This window comes from Botrimarina sp. (assembly GCF_040219535.1).
Lineage (GTDB): Bacteria > Planctomycetota > Planctomycetia > Pirellulales > Lacipirellulaceae > Botrimarina.
Genome location: NZ_JAVJSH010000012.1, coordinates 444685 through 466159 on the forward strand (window position 1 = coordinate 444685; position 21475 = coordinate 466159).

Here is a 21475-nt window from a genome sequence, read left to right on the forward strand (position 1 = left end):
TAGTGATGGTGAACCGTTCCCGTCGTGCAGCGAGGTGGCTCTTCCCGCTGGCCGTGCTGGTCGCCGCGCCGGCTCTTGCGCCGGCCGGCGAGAGCGGCGAAAGCGGCGAGCCCCGGTGGCTCGAGAACGCCAAGTGGCTGGGCGACCGGTTCGTCGAGTGGCAGTCGCCGTATGGCTCCACCGACCTCGAGAAGTGCCCCCACCGCAGCCCGCCCGGCACGCCGACGATCGCGGTGGTGCAAGGGATCGGCCCGCAGGTCCGCGCGCTCTACCAGCTTTACGAGCAGACGGGCGACGAGCGGTACAAGGTGGCCGCCGACCGCTACGCGGTGTTCGTCTTCGCGACGCTGCACGACCCGCCGACCCCCCTGACCAACAAGATCCAGATCGCCGGCGAGACGCGCGACACGAACTCCTCGGCCTGGGTCTACGGCAAGGCCCTCTCGCCGTGCTTCGAGTGGTTCGCGAAGCACAACCCGGAGGAGGACCTGCTGACGCTCAAGGCCTACGCCGTTTACCGTTGGTTGCAGCGGCACCGACGCGACGACAGCTACTTCGGCGTGGGCTATCCCAACGGCGACTTCGAGGACGCGCAGTTCTCCTGCGACCTGGGCGAGGTCGGGACCGGGTTGGTCGGCTTCTACCAGGTGACCGGCGAAGAGGCTGCCCTGGAGGACGCCAAGGGCCTCGCCCGCTATTTCCTCACCGACCACCAGCCGGGCAGCGCACGGGGCGTGTGGTCGCCCGCCCAAGGGACCTGGCTCGTCGGGCCTTGGCCCGGCGGCGGCGCCGAGCACTTCACCGGGCAGCAGTACGACCAGGTCGGTTGGGGTTGGTCGTGCTTCGTGGTTGGTGAGTTCCTCCTCGAGCTCCGCGACCTGGTCGACGACCCGGAGCTGCACGCGACGATCGACGACCACTGCCTCCGCGCGCTGGAGTGGATGCTGGACAACTGCCAGTTCGACGACGGCGCCCACGGCATGTTCGGCCGCGACGACAAGTGGGTCGGCCAGACCGCGGCCGCGATCCTGCTCCACTCGGAGCTCCGCGATCGCGAGCTCATCACACAGGAGTTCCGAGAAGACTACGGCCCGAAGATCGAGAAGTCGTGGTCTTGGCTGCTCGAGCACACCGGCCGCGACAGCTTCCCCGACAAGGGCTACGTGCGGGTGACCGGCGCCACCACGACCAAGCCTTCCGAGAACCTGATGTGGATGATGGCGTGGACCGTCGAGGCGCTCTTGGCCGGCGGGCCGGAGTTTGCCGAGTGAGATCGGTCCGGCTTGGCCCGTGGGATCAATCGCCCTTGCGCTCGCTGCCGGGTGACTCCGCGGTCCCGCGGGCGAGCACCCGCTCGGCGTGCCGTGTGTAGTCGTCCATCAGCCGCACCGCCCGGGGGCCGCCGAGTTGCACCCCGCTGCCCGCGGGCTCTATGAACCCGGGCAACGCGTAGGCCGTCAGGACGTCCGCGTAGCGGCTCTCGATCGCGATCTGCCGGCGGACACGGTCGAACGACGCGGGGTACGCGCCGCGGTACTCCGGGCCGTCCATCTGCCAGAGCTCGAGGTTCGCCCACAGGTGCTTGTCGGCCGAGCGGTGCGCTTCGGCGTACGCGGCGAAGACCTCTTCGAGCTGCGCGATGCGGCGTTCGGGGTCGAACGTGTGCTCATAAGGCACGTAGCCGACGCCGACGGCGTCTTGGTAAGCGATGACGTCGACCTCCAGGCTCTCCAGCGCAGCGGGCGAAACGACCGGCGTGCCGGAGGGGGAGATGAGCACCGGCTTGTCTGCCGAGAGCGTGCGCAGGAAGCGGGTGAGCGGGTTGTAGTACGCCTCGCCGGCGCGCTCCAGCTCATTGGCCTCGTGCGTCAGGTACCACCCGTAGAACGACGGCTCGTGTCCGTAGAGCGCCCACAGCTCGGTCGCCACCTGTTGGCTCAGGCTCAGCGCGGCGCGCTGCCGCTGCGCGTCGTCGAGGCCGGTCCAGGTGAGGTGCAGGTCGGCGCCGCGGCCGATTCCTACGAAGACCCGCTGAGCGTTCTGCGACGCCTGATCGAGGATCGCGCCGATCGCGTCGAAGCCGAGCGGGCGGTTGTAGCCGGAGAGCGTTCGGCTGGGGAAATAGACGCCGCCGCCCGAGTAGATCGACTCGGGGTAGGCGAGGATCAGCGCGCCGAAGCCGAGGTCGTCGTAGCGGTCGATCGCCGCACGCACGTAGGCCTCGTCGGGCGGCCGCTGCGAGGGGTAGCCGCCCGCGTACGCGCCCGGCTCGATCCACCCGACCTGCAGCAGCGGCAGCGCGGCTTGCTCGGCGCTCACGACCCGCAGCGGCCCTTCGGCCGACAGGACTTCGCCCTCGGCGGGCGTGGCCTCGCAGGTCACCCGGTATTCCCCCGTGAGCCCCTTCGCTTCGCGCCACACGCTGACGAGCTCTTGGCTGTTGGCGGGCGCGTCGCGTCGCTCTTCGAGGAGCGTTACGGCGGGGCCGGTAGGCGGGTGCAGTTGCACGCGGACATCGAAGCTCGCCGGCTCGGGCCGGCGGTTGCGTAGCGCGGCCCGCACCTCGAAACGCGCCTGCTGCGTGATCGCCGCCGGGGGGACGACCGATAGGCTCAAGCCGTGCGGGACGAGCTCGGTCGATTGGGCGGTCGATTGGGCCGCCGCCGGGAGGGCGCCGCTGGCGCCGAGGACGGCTGCGACGCTAGCGGCCAGCACCGCGGGGTGGCGCCGTCGCCTGGTGAGGCCGGCGAGGGCGACGAGGCCGCCCAGCAGTGCGATGGCGGCCCCCGAGGGCTCGGGGACCGTTCCGCCAGAGCCATTAGCGTTCGCGGCCTCGAACGCGTCGCGCCAGACGGTGAAATCGGCGGCGTCGACGAGGCCGTCGTTGTTGGCGTCGGCGCGGGGGTCGAGGGCGGCGCCGAAGGTGCGCAGCCACACGCCGTAGTCGGCGGCGTCGACCGACGCGTCGCCGTTGAAGTCGCCCGGGCCGCCCGCCGCGCCGACCAGCGACACGCCGTCGATCAGGTAGTCGCCCATCCCCGCGGCGAACGAGGCGGTCTGCGGCGCGAAGAGGACCCGCGCGACGCCGGCGCCGGCCGGCACGGTGAGGTCGGCGCTCTGGAAGGCCCAGTCGGCGGACTCGAAGAAGAGGGCCGCCGAGTCGAGGATCGTGCCCGATTGCGGGTCGGGGAGCATCCACACTTGCGCGGCCAGGCGGCCGTCGCCGCCGCGGTCGAGGGCCTTGGCCCACAGCGAAAACTTGTACTCTTGGCCCTCGGCGACAGGCACGTCTTGGTAGAGCCAGCCGAGCGGCGCGGGCTGGTCGACGTCCAGCCGGAGCGAGGCCTCCGTGCCGGTGGGCGTGTCGGTCGACAGGCTGATCGCCTCCTCGGCGAGCCCCTCGGAGGGCCGCCAGCGGTCGGTCGAGCCGCTCCACGATCCGCCCGCGGCGACGGCGAAGCCAGGATTCTCGACGTAGTTGACCGTCTTGAGCGTGGGGCGGACGGACTCGTAGGAGTCGCGGTAGCCGACGTACGCGTCGACCGCCGCCGGGCCGCCCAGCACGGCGGTGCTGTCGGGCGACTCCATGAATCCGAGCCACTCGTAGCTGGTGATCGTGTCGACGTAGTTCTTCTCGATCTCGAGCTGTGCGAGGACACGCTCGCTAGCGGCCGGGTACGCCGACGCGTACGCCGGGCCGTCCATCTGCCAGTTCTCGAGGTTCGCCCACAGGTGCTTGTCGACGCCCTCGTGGGCCGCTTCGTAGCTGGCGAAGACTTGCGGCAGCGTGTCGATCCGCTGCTGCGGATCGAACGTGTACACGTAGGGGACATACCCCGCGCCGACGGCGTCTTGGTAGGCGAACACGTCGACTTCGGAGCTGTTGAGCGCCGCCGCGGAAACGATCGGCGTGCCCGACGGGGAAACCATCACCGGCTTGTCCGCAGAGAACTCCCGCAGCAGCCGCACCGCCGGGTTGTAGTACGACGCCGACGCCCGCGCGATGTCGGCCGCCTCGTGCGTCAGGTACCACCCGTAGAACGACGGCTGGTCGCCGTAGAGCTCCCACAGCTCCGACGCGATCGTTCCGGTGTGCGCCAGTGCGGCCGCGTTACGCCCCGGGTCGTTGAAGCCGTCGTAGGTGAGGTAGAGGTCGTCGCCGCGTCCGAGGCCGACGAACACCTTCTGCCCGTTCTTAGACGCTTGGTCGAGCACCGTGCCGACCAGGTCGAACGGCGCGGGGCCGCCGCTGCCCGGCCCGGGCAGCGACTGGCTCGGGTAGAACGCGCCCCAGCCGTTCAGCACGTACTCGGAGTAGGTGATGATCAGCGTGTCGACGCCGACGGCCTGCGCGGCGTCGACCGAGTCGCGCACGTCGGCCGACGTGATCGGCCGCGCCTTCGGGTAAACGCTGCCGAGCACCGCGCCGGGGTCGATCCACGCGGCGGAGATCAGCGGCACGGCGCGGGTGTCGCTAGCCACCACCTGCAGCGGGCTGGCGCCCGCAAGGGCATCGCCGCCGGTCGCCGGGGCGACGCGGTAGCCAACCCGGTTGCGTCCGCCGAGCCCCGCCGTCGGGAACCACGACGACACCAGCGCCTGTTCTCCCGCGGGCACGCTGACCGACACGGTACGCAGGGGCTGCCGCCCCTGGGTCGACTCGAGGAACAGCTCAACGTCGTAGGTCGCCGCCGACGGGGAGTCGTTCCGCACGCTCAGCCGCGCTTCGGCGCGGGTCAGGTCGGTCACGCGGCCGGGCGCGACGACCGACAGGCTGGCCGACGGCGCCGCGGCGAGGGCCGCCGGCGCGAGAGCGGCCGCCAGCAGCGCCGCCCAACCCACGACGCTGGGAGTCGTGTCGATCTGTCCGGCCGGGCCTCCTGACCGGCGAGAAGGAGAGCTGAGGTGTCGCACGGTGACTCGCAGGGGCTACACGGGGAGGTCGGACAGGGGCTCGAGCATCAGGCGGTGGTAGATCTCTGCCGACGCGACGACCTGGCTGATAGCGACACGCTCGTCGATCGCGTGCGCGAAGGCGATGTCGCCCGGCCCGAGCACGACCGCGGGGCAGAGGTCGCTCACCCAAGCGGCGTCGGTGCCGTAGGGGGCGCCACGCAGCCGCACGTGGTCTCCGGCCACCGCGCGGCACGCGGTTAAGGCGGCCTCGCACAGCTCGGACTCGGGGTCGGTCGCCAGGGCGGGGGTCATCAGTTGGTTCTCGCCATGCCGGATCTTCAGGTCGAGTTCCCGGTCGAGGTACTCCACGAGGCGCTGCTTCTCGGCCGTCGGGTCCATGCCGGGGAGGATCCGGAAGTCGACCGCGATGGTGCACTCGTCGGGCGTGGCGTTACGGGTGCGGCCGCCGCGGATCATCGTCACCGTGACGAGCGGCCCGGTCATGAACGGGCTGGTCCACGCGAGCTGCAGCGACTCTTGGTACCGCCCCAGCGCGGCGACCACCTGCATCATCCCGAGGACTGCGTTGTCCCCCAGCTCGGGCTGCGACGTGTGCGCGCTCGCGCCGGCCACGGTCACGTCCCAGCGGATCGTGCCCTTGTGCTGGATCACCGGGCAGAGCTGCGTGGGCTCGCCGAACACGCCGTACGCTAGGGGCCGGTCGTGCGTGTCGCGGAAGCGGCGGATACCGGTCTGGGCGAATTCCTCGTCGCCGGCGAGCAGCAACACGATCGGCCTCGGCGGCGTGACGCCCGACTCGGCGAGCCGCTCCAGGGCCAAGATCATCCCGACGGCGCTCCCCTTGTCGTCGCACGCGCCGCGGCCGAAGAGCTCGCCGTTGCAGACGACCGGGTGCAGCGCGCGGTCGCGCCAGTCGTCGGCCGGCACCGTGTCGAGGTGCGACTCGAACAGCGCGGCGGCCGTGTCGGCCTGGCCTTCGAGCCGGACGATGAGCGATTCGTGGCGGCCGCCGCAGGCCTGGCGCTCGAAGCTCAGCCGGCTCCGGCAAGGCTCCAGCCAGCGCTCGACGACCTCGATGGCGCGTCGCTCGACGGGCTCGTTGCGGTCGTACGGGCTGCCCATCGGGTTGATCGAATCGACACGCACCAGCGCCGTGAGCAACTCGGTTGCCCTGGTCGCGGCGCCGCTCTCGGCGGTCATACGCATGCGGGCGCCCCCTGCACGATGTTGGCGACCCGGTCGATGACCTCCTCGATCGTGGCGTCGTCGTGCTCGAGGCTCGTGCACATCCGCACGTGGTGCGGCGGGCGCGTGCTGACGATCACGCCGGCCTCCTTCAGCGCCGCGGTGAACTCGCCCGTCGACATGCCGAGGCCGGTGTGGTCGATGTAGACCATGTTGGACTCGACGGTCGCCATGTCGACCGACAGGCCGGGCATCCCGTTGAGCGCGGTGGCCAGGGTCCGTGCGCGGCGGTGGTCCTCGCTCAGCCGGTCCACGTGGTTCCGCAGCGCGTAGGTCCCACCCGCCGCGATCAGGCCCGCTTGCCGCATGCCGCCGCCGAGGCGCTTGCGGGCGCGGTCCGCCCGCTCGATGAACTCCCGGCTCCCGGCCACGAACGACCCCAGCGGGCAGCCGAGCCCCTTGGTCAGGCACACCTGGATCGAATCGACGTTCTCGGTGTAGTCCGTCACCGCGGCGCCCGCCGCCTGGGCCGCGTTGAAGATCCTTGCGCCGTCCAGGTGAACCGACAGCCCGCGCTCGCGCGCGACCGCGCACAGCTCGTTGTGGAGGTCCAGCGGCACGACCCGCCCGCCGCTGCGGTTGTGCGTGTTCTCCAAGCAGAGCAGGCGCGGAGTCGGGTAGTGGAGGTTGGGCGAGCGGATCGCCGCGGCGACCTCTTGCGGATCGAGCATGCCCGCGTGGCTGCGGACCGGCATCGGCATCAGGCCGGCGATGTTCGCAAGGCCGCCGACTTCGTAGTAGAAGATGTGGCTGTCTTGGTCGAGGATCACCTCGTCGCCCGGGGCGCCGTGGGCCATCAACGCCACGAGGTTGCCCATGTTGCCGCTGAGCACCAGCAGGGCGGCTTCCATGCCGACCATCTCGGCGGCGAGCGACTCGAACTCTTTGACCGTCGGGTCTTCGCCGTAGGTGTCGTCGCCCAGCACGGCTTCGAAGATCGCCTGCCGCATGCCGGGGGTGGGCAGCGTCTGCGTGTCGCTGCGCATGTTGAGTCGTTTCATGTCGGTTGCCCCAGGATAGGTGGGTCGTGTTTTTGTCAGGCTGTCTGCAACAAGGGGAACTCGGCCCCCGCGATCTGGTCCATCATGTCGACGCGCATCGCGATCAGCTCGGCGTACAGGCGGCGGTTTGCCGGGGGGAGTGTCGGCAGCGTGGCCACGCGCTGTCGCAGGTCCTCTAGCTGCCGCGCCAGGCAGAAGGCCGGGATCGCCTCGCGCTCGGGCTGGGTGAGCGGAGAGCGGAGCGCGGACTCGTATCCCGCCAGATAGCGGGCCACGTGGTCGACACGGAAGCGGTTCTGGTCGGGGCGGCCGTTGGGGGTGCGGTTGAGGATGTCGCCGAGCGCGTCGTAAAGCCGCCAACCCACGTGGGCCGCGTCCCAATCGATGAAGGCCGGCTGCCCGTCGGCGGCCCACACGATGTTCACCGCCGAGACGTCGCCGTGCACGGGCTGGCGGGGGAGCGACGCCACCTCGCAGCGCGCCACTTGCCGCTCGAGCCAGTCCCAATGGCCGTCGATCCGCGCCCGCGAGCCGAGGATCGCCGCGCGGGCCTCGTCGTCGCGCTCGCCGCGGGCGAGCAGCGTGAGGACCGACCGCTCCCAGTGGCGGCGGATCTCTGGGAGGCGATCGAACCGGATCGGCGGCGCGCCGACGCTTAATTCCGGGTCGCCCGCGGGGCGCGCTTCGGCGAGCGCCGTGTGGAGCCGCCCGACGGCGCGGCCGAGTGACTCGAGGAAACCGGGCTCGCGCTCGCACCGCTCGCGCCACCGCGGCCAGTCGATCACCTCCCCGTCGACGTACCGGTGCAGCGCCACCACGTGCGACCCGTCGCCGGCCGGGACGCTCCAGGCGCCGGACGTGGCCGGCACGACCTCCGCGCAAGCGACGCCCGCCCGCGCGGCCGCGTCGATGGACTCGGCCTGGAAGCGGAACGCTTCGCTGGTCGAGCGGATCGTGTGGCGGCGGAGCACGAACCGACCCTCCCCGGCGCGCAGCAGCAGCGGCTTGGCGAACATGCCGCCTTGGAGCACGCCGACCACTTCGGCCCGCTCGAGCCGGTAGTGCTGGCGGCAGAAAGCGGCCGCGTCGAACGCGGGCAGAATCGGGGCGTCGGCCATCAGGGGGTGTCCTCCTCCGGCGCGGACTCGATGAGCAACGGCTTGACCCCTTCGCGCCGCATCCGGAAGCAGACGCGGTAGAAGTCGTCGGCCGGTTCGGTGATCTCGGCGAAGATGTTTACCTCGACCACCCCGCCCCACATGCGCGGCTCGGCGTCGAGGTCGTAGAACCAACAGACCTCGGCGAAGTCTTGTTCCACACCGTAGGCGGCGCCCGCCTGCATCCAGGTGAACGCGACTTGACCGCGCCGCACCTTTGACGTCGCGTTCTCTTTCGGCAATCGCAACACCTCGGGCAGCAGCAGCACGCACTCGCTGCCGGAGTAGATCGCGTGGTGCGAGTCGCCGCGCGCCGGCAGCGCCGAGAGGACGGCCTCGCAAGTGGCTGGCGCTTCGGTCCAGAGCAGCCGCGCGCTGGCCGAGGCCCCCTCGTCGGGGAAGCAAAGGCGGATTTGTTTTGCGCGCGACATGCGGTGGGGTTGGTGTTAGCGGTTCCGAGCGACAAGGTCGAAGTCTTTCTGGGTGGGCTCCGCCGTGACCCGGATCGAGAGCGTGCTCTGCAAGTTGAACTGGGGGGGCACAAAGGGTGTCACCTCGTCGACGGTGGGTGGCGCCGCCTTGTTGCGATCGGGGCTGGCGAGGTTGCGTACGGTCCTGCCGGTCTTGCGGAACCCCTCGATCTCGACGCGGTACTCGCCGACGGCCGGCGCGTTGTCGCCGCGCAGAGCGTACTCGCCCCCGGTGATGGGCGCGGTGACCGTGCCGTCGCCGGTGTCCGCGATCGGCAGCAACGAGATACGCCCTTCGTCGATCGGCTCGCCGTTGAACGTCACGCGGCCGCTGACCGGGCTGCGCGGCGGGCCGCCCTCGCCGCACCCCGCAACGGAGGCCGCGAGCGCAGCAGCGCCGAGGGCGTATCGGAGCGTAGCGGGCATGGTGCGCACGGGGTTCGGGGGCTATTGCAGGTCGATCACCGCGCCGTCGGCGATCTCCAGCAGCTGGACCGCCGTCATCTGGCTGATGTTTTCCTGCAAGAAGCGGGCGGAGCCATCGGCCATCGCGACCTCGACCCCGCCGGGGTGGAGGCTGTGGAAGCCGAACCCGTGGCCGTTGATCATCTTCTTGTGGTCCGCGGTGCCCCACTGCGTGATCGTGCTGGCGATCATGGTCGCGGAGAAGCAGGCGAGCCCGTCGCTCACCGCGCCGGGGGGGCCGGCCCAGTAGGCGGTCGAGCTCACCCCGTTGCGTGACTCGTAGGACCGTTCGCCGGCCAAGAAGGTCTTCGACGTGCCGTCGACGATGTCCGACGTGGCGATGTCGCTGTTGCGGAACAGCACGCCGGTCGGCCCCTCCGGGCACGCGAACTTCTTCTCGCCACGCTGCAGGGCGCCGTACGTGCAGGGGGCGCAGTTGATGCCGCTCGCCACGTAGTTCGACACGCCCAGCGCCGGGATCTCCGGGTAGTACCCGCCGTAGGCCTCCCACGGGTCGGACGGGGGGCCGTCGTCCGACGGGCAGCGGTACACCTCGAGCCGGTCGCCGATGAGGTCGATGTTGTCGACCTCGCCGCCGGGCGTGCCGTCGTTGATCTTCTTCTCGAAGTCGAACCGGTCGTAGAGCGGGTTCTCTTCCATGTAGGGCAGGATCAGCACACCCCACCCGGCGAAGGGGCCGCGCGCCTTCGGGTCGGGCGCGTCGTCCTCGGCCCAGCCGGGCGGGAAGCGGTTCTTTGCGGCGTGGTGGTTGTGCATGGCCATGCCGATCTGTTTGAGGTTGTTCAAACACTGGCTGCGCCGCGCGGCCTCGCGCGCCGCTTGGACCGCCGGGAGCAACAGCGCGATCAGGATCCCGATGATGGCGATCACGACCAGCAACTCGACCAGCGTGAACCCGCGGCGGGCGGCCGGCGCCCGCTGGATCGACAGCGAGGGCCGTGCTGTCATGGGCGGCAGGGCTTTCATGCGTCGTGTCCCTTGCGTGTTGGCGGCCGTGAACAGAGGACTGCGCCCTGGAAGGGGGCGCCCTCAGCTGTTTTGCTGGATCGCCCGGTCGAGGTGCCTCTCCATGGCCCGCTTGGCCGCGGCGGGGTCGCCCCGGGTGATCGCGTCGAGCACCGCCACGTGCTCCTCCAGGTCCGACTTCAGCCCGGCCTCGGGCGGCTCGGACACCGCGTAGGCCAAGCGGCGGTACGCGAGGCACTTGCGGATAGCGACCCGCAGAGGCTCGTTCCCGCAGAACTCCGCTATGCAAAGGTGCACGGCGAAGTCGAAGAACTTCGCGGCGCCCTTCCAGTCGTGGCGCGGGCTGGGCTCCGCCTCGCGCGAGAGGGCCCAGAGGTCGTCGAGCGCATCTTGGTCGAACTGGCCGGTCGCCCACGCGGCCGCATCGGGCTCGAGCAGCCGCCGGAACCGGCGCGTTTGCTGGAGCCAGTCGACCGCGGCGGTGCTGACGATGGCGGGCTGCTTGCGCGGCTGGACGAGGATCCCGTCGGCGGTGAGCTTCGCGAGCGCCTTGGCCAGCGGCGTGCGGCTCACGCCGAGCGACTCGGCGAGCTCCGAGCTGTTGAGCGGCGTGCCGGCGGGGTACGCACCGCTGAGGATCTTCTTCATCAGCTGCTCGCCGGCCCGGTCGGAGAGCGTCTGGGTGGCGTCGACGTCGGCATCGACGATGGCTTGCACCACCGGGTAGCGGCTGGTGCGGAAGGCTTGAACCGGCAAGCCCGTTGGCTTTGGCATGCGTCGCTCCTCGACCGTCCGAAGGGGGCGACCGCCGCCGCCCCCGCGCCTGTCGGCCGGCGTCGATTTTTCACCGGCGTGGCGAAAAAAATTGACACCGGCGGTTGGTTGAGCGTAAGTTACGCACCTGCATGGAACATGTCAACTTGCATGCAAGCGATCGAAATGGTTTCTTTCGATGATCCACCTACGGGAGCTGCTCCATGATCGATTCGAGAGTTCGTAGGAGTTTGGTGTCGGGCCTCGCACTCGGCGTCGCCGCGATGGCCGCGCCCGGCGCCGCGCAGGCCGGCCTGCTCACCAACGGCGGCTTTGAAGACGGCTTGAACGGATGGGTCTTCACCGGCGACGGGGTGAACGACACGGCTTCGCTGTCGTCGGACACGCCATCGGGCGTGGGGTCGTCGGCTTATCTCGACATCAACGCCGGCGCCGGCCTGCCGTGGTTGCAACAGGACGTGCCCGCGTCGGTCGGTGACGAGCTGACGCTGACCGTGTCGGTGAAGGAACTCGTGCCTAATAACCCCGACGCGTGGATCGCGGCCCAGGTGTGGCTCCTCCCGCCTGACCTCGGATCGATCTTGTCGTCGGCCGCGTTGTTCTTCACCAACCCCGAGTGGGAGACCCAGTCGGCGACCGTGACCGTGCCCGCGGGGGCGACGGTCGCGCGGGTGTTGTTCACGCCGCAGAACCCGGGATTTGGCGTCGGCACGGGCGAGTACCTGATCGACGACGTGAGCCTCGTGGCGATCCCGGAGCCCGCCGGGCTGCTGCTCGCCGCTGTCGCCATCGCGGCGCTGCCGGGCCGCCGCCGGCGCTGATCGACTCGACCGCTCAAACGAGCGTGTGAAGCCTCCCGCCACCTGCGAAACCCGCCCCACCCGCCCAGCGAACACGAGGGACCGATATGAGAGCGCTGCCCCGCCTGCTCTTCCTGCTCACGCTTGGCCCGACGCTGCTTGCGCTGACCGCGAGTGAGCTGCCTGCCCAGAACCTGGTCGTCAACGGCGACTTCGAGGACGGGCTGAACGACTGGGAGTGGTTCGGTTTCGAACCAAACACCGCCGAGACCTCGACCGACACGCCCTCGGGCTCCGGTTTCTCGGCCGACCTCGATATCGTCGAGCCGCTCGGGCTCCCTTGGCTGGTCCAGGACGTCGATATCTCGATGATCGCCGAGGGCGAGACGCTCACCCTCGAGGCCTCGGTCCGCGAGGCCCGGCAGTTTCTGCCGGAGTTCGACGCGTGGATCGCCGCGCAGATCTACATGCTCGAGAGCTCAGAGTCGGGCGCCATCTTGGCTTCGGGATTTGCTTTTTACACGAACCCCGAGTGGGAGACCCAGAGCTTCGACGTGGTGAAGCCGCCGACGGCCAACGTCGCCCGCGTGCTGTTCACGCCGCAGAACCCGGACTTCGGCGTCGGCACGGGGCGGTACCTGATCGACGACGTGAGCCTCACCGTCACCACCGTGCTGCCCGGCGACTACAACGAAGACGGCGCCGTCGACGCCGCCGACTACACGGTCTGGCGCGACAACCTCGGCGAGGAGGTGATGCTCCCCGGCGAGAACCCCGACGCGGCGACCCCCGGCCAGGTGGACCAAGAGGACTACGACTTCTGGGTCTCGCAGTACGGGGTGGGTGGCGGCTCGGGCGCAGCGGCCGCCGCGCCCGAGCCCTCCGCCGCGTGGCTGCTAGTGGCCGCTGCGATGGCGGCGTGCGCGGCGCGGCGTTGAGCCGCGCGGCGTGTGCGTGGGCCAGAGGGCGACAGGGCCTTCGAGCCGTCGCTGCGGGCTCAGAACGCTTCCGGCTCCGGCGACCAGTCGAGAGCATCGGCGCCGTCTGCTGAGAGGGCGTCGCTGGGGGCGTCGCCGCCGTCGTCCGTGAGCGAGCTCGAGGGATCCTCGCTGGCGGAGTCGTGCTGCTCGTGGCCGCTCTCGTCGAGCAACAGCAAAGCGAGCGCGCGATCCACCACTGGCGGCGCGAGCGTGTCGGCCTCGGGGGTAGCGGACCCCTGCGTGTCGCCGGCGGGGAAGGACTGGATAGCGAGGACCGGCGTGTCGTCGGTGTCTGGCTCGCTCGCAGCCGGCTGGCCCGCAGTGAAAGGGTTGGGGCCGCGGGCGGTGAGCGGGGCCGATTGGGCGACCGCGTCGCGCCACACGGAGTAGTCCGCCGAGTCGATGCGGCCGTCGCCGTTGCCGTCGGCGCCGGTGAAGGGGGTCACCGTGGCGCCGAACGCTTCGGCCCAAGCGGCGTGGTCGCCGCGGCCGACGGCCCCGTCGAGGTCGTAATCGCCCTGGCGGCGGTCGAACTCCAGCGCCAATTGCACCGCCGGGTTCGCGCCGGTGAGCCGCAGGTAGTGGGTCTGCCCCGCGGGCGCGGTCCAGAGGGCGCCGTCGACCGCCGCGGCGGCGGGGGCCAGCCGCTGCATTTGGGCGTCGTACATCTCTAGGCGTGCTTCGCCCCCGTCGGGGTTGTAGCCGAGCCAAGCCGTGACGAGCGGCGCCTCGGGCGAGAGGGTCAGCCACTGGTCGCTCACGGAGAGGTCGACGCCCTGCCAGACGTTCTCGGGCGTCGACGCCAGGTACCGCGATCGGCCGATGTGCTGGGGCAGCAGCCCACGTTCGGCGAACAGGTAGCCGGACCCGGTCGAGTCGCCCTGCATCGCGACGCGGAACTGGTTGTCGTCGACGCCCTCTGCCCCGAGCGAGCCGACGGTCTCCTGGCCGGCCAGGTAGATCGCCGGCTGCACCTTCTGGACCGTGTAGGTCCCGGCCGGGAGGTTGTCGAAACACCACAGGCCGTCGGCGTCAGAGAACGCCGTGGCGACCAGCACGCCGTCGCGGAAGAGCTGAACCGCGACGCCGAGCAGGCGGGTCTCGGTCGGGTCGAGCTGGCCGTCGTTGTCGACGTCGATGTAGCTGTAGCCGCTGATCTGGCCGCCGGCCGTAGGCACGACGACGGTGGTCGAAGCCTCGGCGGAAGGGGTCTTGGCCTCCAGGAAGCCGATCGCGTCGGACGCCACGGTCGAGAAGGCGTACGTCTTGCCGACCTCGCCGGTGAACTCGGTCGACGTGGCCGCCGTGTCGTCCAGCAGCAGCTGGAACGTCCCGCCGTCTACGGAGACGTACACGTCGTACGCCACGACGCCCGACCCGGCGCCGTCGTCGCCCGCCCAAGTGACGGTGAAGGTCGGCGTGGTGAGCGTGGAGGGGAGGCTGCTGGGCGCGCTGGTGGGGGCCGTTTCGTCGATCGTGTGGAGGGTGGTGTTCGTGACCAGTGGCGCGTTGGTGTCGAAGACGATCTCGGCGTCGTTGGCGACCTGCACGCCGGTGGCGAGCGCGTCGAAGGTCGCCACGGTGTAAGAAACGGAGCCCTCCCCGCGTCGGGTGGCGTCGTTCACCAGCAGGAAGCCGGCCAGCGGGTCGAGCGTCGGCTCGCCGGTGAGCGGGTCGATCGACTCGAACACCCACGTGACGGTCCGTGTGGCGAAGTCGAGCTCCGCTTCGACGCGAACCGCCAGGTCGATGCCGGCCGACCGGAGCGACTCGGTCGACTCGTAGGCGTAGCGGCCCTCGGGCACGTCGATCAGCACGTCGCCGACGAGGATGTCGCCCAGCTCGAAGGTCGCCAGGTCGAGGTCGGCGTCGAGCGTGTCGGTGATCGTGACGACCTGGGCGGGCAGGGTCGCCTTGTCGGGGTCGTTCTCGAAGTACACCGTGAACGGCAGCTCGTCGCCGGAGCGAACGAACCCGCCGGCGACCCCGGCCGGGCCGACCTTCTCGTTCGGGTCGTACGAAGCGCGGACGTCGGACTCGGTCTCGTAAACCGGCTCGAGGCCGCGGAGGGTCTTCTCGGTCTGGCCGACGGCGGTGTCTTCCTCGCCCGGGCCCTTGGCCTTGAAGCTGAGGCTGGGAAGGGGATCCTCGGCGTTGTCGCCGCGGTCAATCAACGGCAGGCTGACCGCTGCACGGGAAAGGTTTCTCCAGTTCCGGGCACGCTCGGTTCGTTGCTCCTCCGTGAGTCCCTCCGCGTAAAGGTAGTTGTCTTGAAAATCGAGCCAGAGCGATTCGACCGTTTGCCCCGTTCCGGGATCGGTCGGCCACGAGAAGCGTTCGTCTCGGAGAGCATCGACCGTCGACCGAATATTCGGTTTCTTGCTATTTGCGGCGTAGGTTTCCACCGTGTTCTCGACGAACTTATCCGCCGCCCGCTCCGCGGCTTGCACCAGGTTGGCGCCGGTCGGCGCGTCTTGCAGTTCCTGGCGGAGGAACGAACCGAACGAGGGGGAATCGATTACGCTCCGGATGCCGGCGGACGCAATCCGGACGTCCGCGTCGACACGCGATAACACCTCGCCCGAGTGGCACGTGTCGGCCACGATCGCGGTCTGGCCCGGCACGCCCGCGAAAATGGTGTTGATATCGGCGGGCGTGACTCTCTGGGTGGTGTCCTGGGTGTCGCCAACGCTGAAGTACACGTCGCGCGGCCGCGTGAGTCCCCGATCCGCGTCGATCACATCGAGGTTGCTCTCGTCGACGCTGCAGATCCCGTGGCTCGCCCAGTAGACGAACAGCGTGTCGTCTGCGTCGACTTCGCCGGCCGCGCGGCGGAGGCTGTCCAGGATGTTCTCTGGCGTGGAGTCGTCGTAATTGACTAGGATCGGCTCGGGGCCGGAGTAGTTGGCGCCGGTCGTGATCAGCTTCGCGAACGCGTCGGCGTCGCGCTGCGCGCCCGGCAGGCCGGCGTTGAAGTTCGGCCCGATGACGACCGTGTGGACCTCGGCGATACCGTCGCCGCCGGTCGCCATGGCGACCTCGACGCCGCCGGTATCGCTCTCTTCGCCCGACGGCTGACCGGGCTCCTCCAGCGCCGACGCGAACAACGCGAAACCGGCAGGCGAGCCGGGCGCGCCGACGCCGACGCCGCGCACTGTGAACGGCTCGGACGGCGCCGCGGGCACGTCGAAATCGACCCTTCCGTCGTAAAACTGCACGTTGCGGTAGCCGGCCGCGACCAGGTCTTGCACCTCGGCGACGGCGAACTCGTGCAGCTCGGCGTAGGTGTCGCCGTACCGGGCCCGGTTGCGGTCGACCAGCGCCTGCCACGCCTGGGCGTCGGCGCCGGCGGGGCGCTGCAGGCTGCCGATCGCGGACCAGTCGATCTCGCGGCTGGCGAAGTCCGGGTCGTCCACCGTCGCGGCGTGCAGCGAGAACTTGACCTTCTCCGGGATCGCCGGTGAGCGGAACAGCAGCCTCACTTGCCCCGTGGCCCCGGCCGGCAAGACGGTGAGCCCGGGCGTTGGCGCCTGGCTCAGGACCGTGATGGCCGAGTCGCCGTAGTTCATCCCGTGCTTCAGGCTGAGCGTGCCCGCGCTGGCCTGGAGCGTCAGCCACGGCAGCGCCGCGTCGCGCGAGCCCTGGTTGGTGTAGTGGATCGTGACCTCGGCGGGCCGATCCGCGCGCATCACCTCGGGGACCGAGAGCCAGTAGCGGATCTCCGGCGGGGCGGTCGTCGTCGGAGCGGCCTGCAGGGTGACGCCGCCGACGAGGCGGTCGGCTTCGGCGCCGTTGTCCAGGGCGACGAGGTCGTACACGCCGGGGGCGAGCCCCGTCAGGTCGAACGCGACGAACGCCCGGTCGGCCGCCTCGGCGACGACCGACAGGCTGTCCCGCGCACCGCCGCCGGTCGGGTCGACCAAGCGGTACCCGACGTCGGCGCTGAGGTTCGCGCCCCGCACGTCGAGCGTTTGCCGCCCTGCCGCGGAGTACGCTGCCGACGCGACCTCGGCGAGCGTCGGCGCCGCCCGCTCGGCAGCAAGGCTTACGGGCGTGTCCACCCCGGGCAGCTCTTTCGGGTAGGCCGCGACGTACCACACGTCGCCGGCGGCGGCGCCAGCTTCGGCTAGCGGCGCGACGGCCGACACGTCGGCCGCCCCCAGCTGCTGATGGCGGTGGGTGTAGTCGTACCGCGTCGGCAAGTACCCCGCGCCGAGGTACAGCTCCGTGACGCCCGTCGCGGCGAGCAGGTCGGCGGACACCTGGATGTCGCGGTCCTGCACGCCGTCGAGGCGGAACCAGAGTGGCTGCCCCTCGGCGGAGAAGACCGCGTCGACCGCCGCGCCGTCGATGGGCAGGACCGGCACGTCGAGCACGACGGCTTGCTCACCCAGCGCGGCGTTGAGCGTGTCGTCGGCCGACTCCTCGACCAGGTCGAAGCGGGCGTTGGTTTCGACTTGCCAGTAGTACTCCCCCAGCTCCCGTGCGGGGACACGCACCGTCGCCGAGAAGGTGCGCGACTCACCCGGTGCGAGGGGGGCGCCGTCGCCGACCAGCACGTCTTCGATCAGCAAGCGGTCCTCGTAGACGACCGTGAGAAGCTCGCCATCGGCGCTGGGGTCGCTGACTTGCTCGATCGTCGTGCGGGTGAGCGAAACCGCGTCGCGCCACGGGCCGGCGGCCGCGACCGGGCCGGCGTTCGTGACGGTCCAAGAGATCGTCGCCTCGCCGCCGGCGACGACGCTCGTCGGCCCCGTCACGCCAGAGACCACCAAGTCAGGCGAGCCGACCGGCGCGTCGCCGACGGTGGCGACCACCGCCCCGTCGGTGTGCCGCGAGGTGACGCCCTCGGGAGTGACGATCGCGTCGAACTCCGTCCCGTTGCGCGCCGCGAAGCTGACGACCGTGAACTGGTCGCCCGTGACGGGCGTGAAACCGGCGGACTGGGTGACCTCGAGCGCGCCGCCGAGCGCGGCGTCGCCGACCACGTCGAGCCGGCCCGACGCGAGGTCGCTGGGCCGGCCGGCCAGTTCGACGCGGGTCGTCGCGGACGCGACCTGCGTGAACTCCCCGTTCACCGTCATCGTGCTGCCGGCGGCCAGGTCGAGTTCGCCGAACACGCCGCGGTTGGGCGCCGAGAACCGCCACAGGCGCTTCTCTCGGTTGAGGATCCAGACATCGCCCGTCGCGTTGTCGACGGCGATCCCGGAGAAGTTGTTGACCGTGTTGCGGGCCCGCGGGCCGAGGTGCTCCAGGTCGTAGTCGGCGACCCAGTCGCCGGTCGGCGTCAACTCCCGGATGAGCGACTCGCGGTCCACGGCGACGTACAGGTTGCCCGTCGCCTCGTTGACCTCGACGCCGCCGACGATGTTCAGCGAGACCACCGTGGGCGACCCGACGCCGTTGAGGCCGAACGAGTTCACCAGCGAGCCGTCCGACGGGTCGACCTCGTAGAGCCGGTTGTCGGACGACATGATGAACAGCGTGCCGCGGCCCGGGTGGTGCGCCACGCCCGGCTGGCCGCGCGGCAGGTCGTCGAAGGCGACGCCCGCCAGCTCCTGGCCGGTGGACCGGTCGAGCGCGAGCACCTGGGGTGGGGCGTCGTCGCCGTAGCTCATCAAGAGTGTTCCGGCCGGCACAATGACGCCGCCGATGCTCACGGGCGCCGAGGCCACGTCCAAGCCGGTCAGGGCCGAGATGCCCGTGCCGCTGGTCGGCTCGGTCGGGCGCGGGATCGTGCGGACGGTGCGGCCGTTGGCGTCGACCTCGCGGATGATGGACTCGTCGCGCGAGAGGAGCAAAACGTTGCCGGAGTCGGGGTCAACAGCGATGCCAAGCTGATCGTTCAGCCCCGTGACCAGGGCGTTCTGCATCCGCACGTCGATCCGCTCGACGCCGTTGGTCAGGTCGCCGCCGGCCGAGAAGTCGCGGCCCCCTTCCAGGTGGAACACGCCGGCGTTGCTCGCCAGCGTGTCGATCGCCGGGAACGCCGCGCCGGGCCCTTCGAGGATGACCGTGGCGTGGTTGTTGACGATGTTGAAGCCGTCTTGCAGCAGGAGGGTCGCCCCGTCGGCGACGCGGTACACGCCGCCACGCAGGTAGTCGCCCTGGAACGGCTGCCGCTCGACCTGCAGGGTGCGCACGTCCAGAGCGAGCGTGCCCGTGCGGGCGTCGGCCTCGCCGGTGTGGTTGAGGAAGGTGTTCGCGAGGTTGGAGTAAACGCGGCTCACGCCGTCGCCGCCCGATTTCCGGATCACTCCCAGGTTGTGGAAGATCGTCGTGTACACGGCCGACGTGCCGGGCGAGAGGACGAGCTCGCCGTCGCCGCGGAATTCGTACACGCCGTGGTTGACGAACTCCGAATGCTGGTTGAGGGTGACCGTTGATTCGCTCTGGTGAACGAACGAGCCGTTGTTCGTCAGCGCGCCGGTGACGTTTAGTCCGGCGGCCGTGTCGATCTGCACGAACCCGTTGTTGATCAGGTTGCTCGCCGAGCCGTCGACCCAGAAGAGGAGGCCCTCGTCGAAGTCGATCGCGCCGCGGTCGCGCGGGTCGATGCTGCGGAGCGTGCCGGTCCATTCGACGCGGCCGGCGCCCACGCCGACGCTGTCGCCGCGGAAGTCGTGGACGCCTGCCAGCTCGAGGGTCGCCCCGGCGTCGACCTGGAACACGCCCCCGACGTGGGCGCCGCCGGAGAGCGTGAGCCGCCCCGCGTCGACGGCGAGCGTCGCGCCCTCCGCTCCGGCGTAGCCGATCGTCACGGCGGCGTCGGCCAAGCCGCGGAGCGCGCCGCGGTTTTCGACCGCGCCGGCGCCCGCCAGGTCGCCGGAGAGCGCTAGCTCGCCGCCGATGTCGATCACCCCGCCGTAGGTGCTCGCGCCGCCGACCGTCAGCCGGCCCGAGCCCGCGGCGATCAGCAGGTTCTCTGCGCCGGCGATCGTGCCGATCGCTCGTCCGTCGCGCACGGTGACCGTGACCGTGCCCGGCACGTTCAGGGTCGCGTCGTCGCCGGGGCCGGGGACCTGGCCGGTGGACCAATTGGCCGGATCGTCCCAGAAGCCGTCGCCGCCGACCCAAGCGGCCGCGTCGAGCGCCAGGCGGGGCTCGAGCGTTTCGCCCGGGCGGAGGCGGCCTTCGTTTCGACGTCGATCGTATCGGCGCGGAGCGCGGCGGACCTGCCGCCTACGGGTGCGGAAACTCATGCGGCTGGATCAATAGCAGACGGGTCGCGGCGCCCCGCAGGGCTTCGGGAAACCCGCTCACTATAATTGGCTGCCCAGTCGATGCACGCCGCAGAGTCGCCCGCAGCGCCCTGGCCGCCCGGAAAAATCGGGCCACGCGGGAGAACTAGTAGAGGCGCACCAGCCCGACGTTTATCCCCTGCAGCCAGACCGTCGAGTCGCTCACCCGCCGGGCGGGCGAGTCGGCGTCGCCGGGGGCGGGGCCGGGGTCGAGGAAGCGGCCGTCGACCGCCGGATCGACCAGCGCGCCGGCCCGCACCGCGTCGGTCAGGTACAAGAGCGTGTAGCCCACCCGCACCTGGGTGCTCGGGCCGAGGCGGCGGCTCAGATCGAGCCGGAGCTCGGGGAGCAAAGCGAAGCGGTTGTCGGATGCCGAGCCGCTGTTGGTCGGCTGAGCGAGCAAGCCGCCCGACTCGGCGAACGGCGCGACCGACGGGACCGTCGTCACGGTCGATCCGGCGAGGCGCGTCTCGTTGCGCACTCCGCCGATCGCCAGCTTGCCGATCACGCGCAGCGACCAGGGGCCGTAGCGCTCTTGCGAGGCGACGCCCAACTCCAGGCCGTGGAAGTCGTTCGTCGCGTCCAGCGAGTCGCGCACGTCGAACGTCGTCCCCTGGGCGACCAAGCCGCCGGTCGCCGTGACGACTGACCGCGTCGCCACGTCGAGCGACTCGTCGAGCCGGAAGTAGCGATAGCCGATCGACCCGGTCAGCCGCCCCGCGTGGCGCGGCGAGCAGTGGTCGAGCAGGTTCCACCGGCACGCGAGCGCCGCCGACCAGGCGTCGAGCCGCGCGTCGATCGCCGCGGCGCCGTCGAGCACGTCGCCCGTGTCAGGATCGTCGAACGCGATCAGCTCTGCGTCGGGCGCGAGGACCGACGGGTCCGTGTTGAAGAACGGCCGCATCAACCCGGGGTCGCCATCGGACGAGGCCCGCAGGCCATCGTCGGCGCCCAGCCAAAAGAACTCACCGCCCAGCGACACGCCCCCAGAGAGCCTCCGCTCGAGGTCGAATCGCACGCCGGAGCCGCTCGGCGTGTCACTCGCGGCGCCGCCGTACAGCGGGCTCGTAGTCGACTGGCCAAGCACGCCCGCCGTTGGCTGGGGCGTGCCGACCGGGCTGGTGGTTAGCAGCGTGGGGGTTGGGGCGTCGTCCACCCACCAGTGCAGGTAGTCGACCGTGGCGTTCCACTGCGGGCCGCAGCGGCAGGACGCGTCGCAGGCGTTGGCCACGGCGACCGGCGCCGTGCAGCCGACACCCTCCGCGGCGCCCGCCGCGGCGACGACGCCCGAGAGACCAAGCGCCGGCCCGGCGATCGTTAGAACCCAGCGTGCCAGCATCCGGCTCCTCTTTGGTGTGTCCCGCAGCGGTAGTCGGACCGTGCTCACCTCTACGCGCGGCTACCGGTGGATTCGTCCGATCGCGTTAACCGCCACAGC

The 21475-nt window shown here is 70.6% G+C and carries 13 protein-coding genes; 3 read left to right on the plus strand and 10 right to left on the minus strand.

Features of this window, described 5'->3' with window-relative positions; all coding sequences use genetic code 11:
* Positions 1 to 5 precede the first annotated feature (5 nt).
* A complete protein-coding gene (locus RIC11_RS06025; protein WP_350209334.1) occupies positions 6 to 1271 on the plus strand; it encodes a glycoside hydrolase family protein in 1266 nt (421 codons plus the stop codon).
* Positions 1272 to 1296: 25 nt separating this feature from the next.
* On the opposite strand, the gene RIC11_RS06030 is transcribed toward RIC11_RS06025, so the two are convergent.
* The 8 genes from RIC11_RS06030 to RIC11_RS06065 form a co-directional block, all read right to left on the minus strand.
* Entirely contained in the window at positions 1297 to 4914 is a 3618-nt protein-coding gene (locus tag RIC11_RS06030; RefSeq protein WP_350209335.1) for a DUF4434 domain-containing protein, read from the minus strand.
* A 15-nt stretch (positions 4915 to 4929) separates the two neighbouring features.
* Complete coding sequence (locus RIC11_RS06035) at positions 4930 to 6123, minus strand: M20 family metallopeptidase (protein ID WP_350209337.1); 1194 nt, start codon at positions 6121 to 6123, stop codon at positions 4930 to 4932.
* Positions 6114 to 7163, minus strand: a complete 1050-nt coding sequence (locus RIC11_RS06040; protein ID WP_350209339.1) for a GntG family PLP-dependent aldolase — start codon at positions 7161 to 7163, stop codon at positions 6114 to 6116. Before RIC11_RS06040 ends, RIC11_RS06035 begins: the two co-directional genes overlap by 10 nt.
* A gap of 35 nt (positions 7164 to 7198) precedes the next feature.
* Complete coding sequence (locus RIC11_RS06045; protein ID WP_350209341.1) at positions 7199 to 8281, minus strand: phosphotransferase; 1083 nt, start codon at positions 8279 to 8281, stop codon at positions 7199 to 7201.
* Complete coding sequence (locus RIC11_RS06050) at positions 8281 to 8751, minus strand: DUF3830 family protein (RefSeq protein WP_350209343.1); 471 nt, start codon at positions 8749 to 8751, stop codon at positions 8281 to 8283. Before RIC11_RS06050 ends, RIC11_RS06045 begins: the two co-directional genes overlap by 1 nt.
* Before the next feature lie 15 nt (positions 8752 to 8766).
* Positions 8767 to 9216, minus strand: coding sequence for a hypothetical protein (locus RIC11_RS06055; RefSeq protein WP_350209345.1), 450 nt, complete (start codon positions 9214 to 9216; stop codon positions 8767 to 8769).
* A 21-nt stretch (positions 9217 to 9237) separates the two neighbouring features.
* Positions 9238 to 10224 (minus strand): DUF1559 domain-containing protein, encoded by a 987-nt coding sequence (locus RIC11_RS06060; RefSeq protein WP_350209347.1) that lies wholly within the window; start codon positions 10222 to 10224, stop codon positions 9238 to 9240.
* An 81-nt stretch (positions 10225 to 10305) separates the two neighbouring features.
* Positions 10306 to 11016, minus strand: coding sequence for a GntR family transcriptional regulator (locus RIC11_RS06065; protein WP_350209349.1), 711 nt, complete (start codon positions 11014 to 11016; stop codon positions 10306 to 10308).
* A gap of 203 nt (positions 11017 to 11219) precedes the next feature.
* Between RIC11_RS06065 and RIC11_RS06070 the strand changes: the two genes are divergently transcribed.
* Positions 11220 to 11837, plus strand: a complete 618-nt coding sequence (locus RIC11_RS06070; RefSeq protein WP_350209350.1) for a hypothetical protein — start codon at positions 11220 to 11222, stop codon at positions 11835 to 11837.
* A gap of 86 nt (positions 11838 to 11923) precedes the next feature.
* Positions 11924 to 12754, plus strand: coding sequence for a hypothetical protein (locus tag RIC11_RS06075; protein ID WP_350209352.1), 831 nt, complete (start codon positions 11924 to 11926; stop codon positions 12752 to 12754).
* 59 nt (positions 12755 to 12813) lie between these two features.
* Here the strand turns inward: RIC11_RS06075 and RIC11_RS06080 are convergent, their stop codons facing one another.
* Both RIC11_RS06080 and RIC11_RS06085 read right to left on the minus strand, forming a co-directional pair.
* A complete protein-coding gene (locus RIC11_RS06080; RefSeq protein WP_350209353.1) occupies positions 12814 to 19998 on the minus strand; it encodes a DUF7619 domain-containing protein in 7185 nt (2394 codons plus the stop codon).
* Positions 19999 to 20143: 145 nt separating this feature from the next.
* On the minus strand, positions 20144 to 21376 hold the full coding sequence (locus RIC11_RS06085) for a BBP7 family outer membrane beta-barrel protein (RefSeq protein WP_350209355.1): 1233 nt from the start codon (positions 21374 to 21376) through the stop codon (positions 20144 to 20146).
* Positions 21377 to 21475 lie beyond the last annotated feature (99 nt).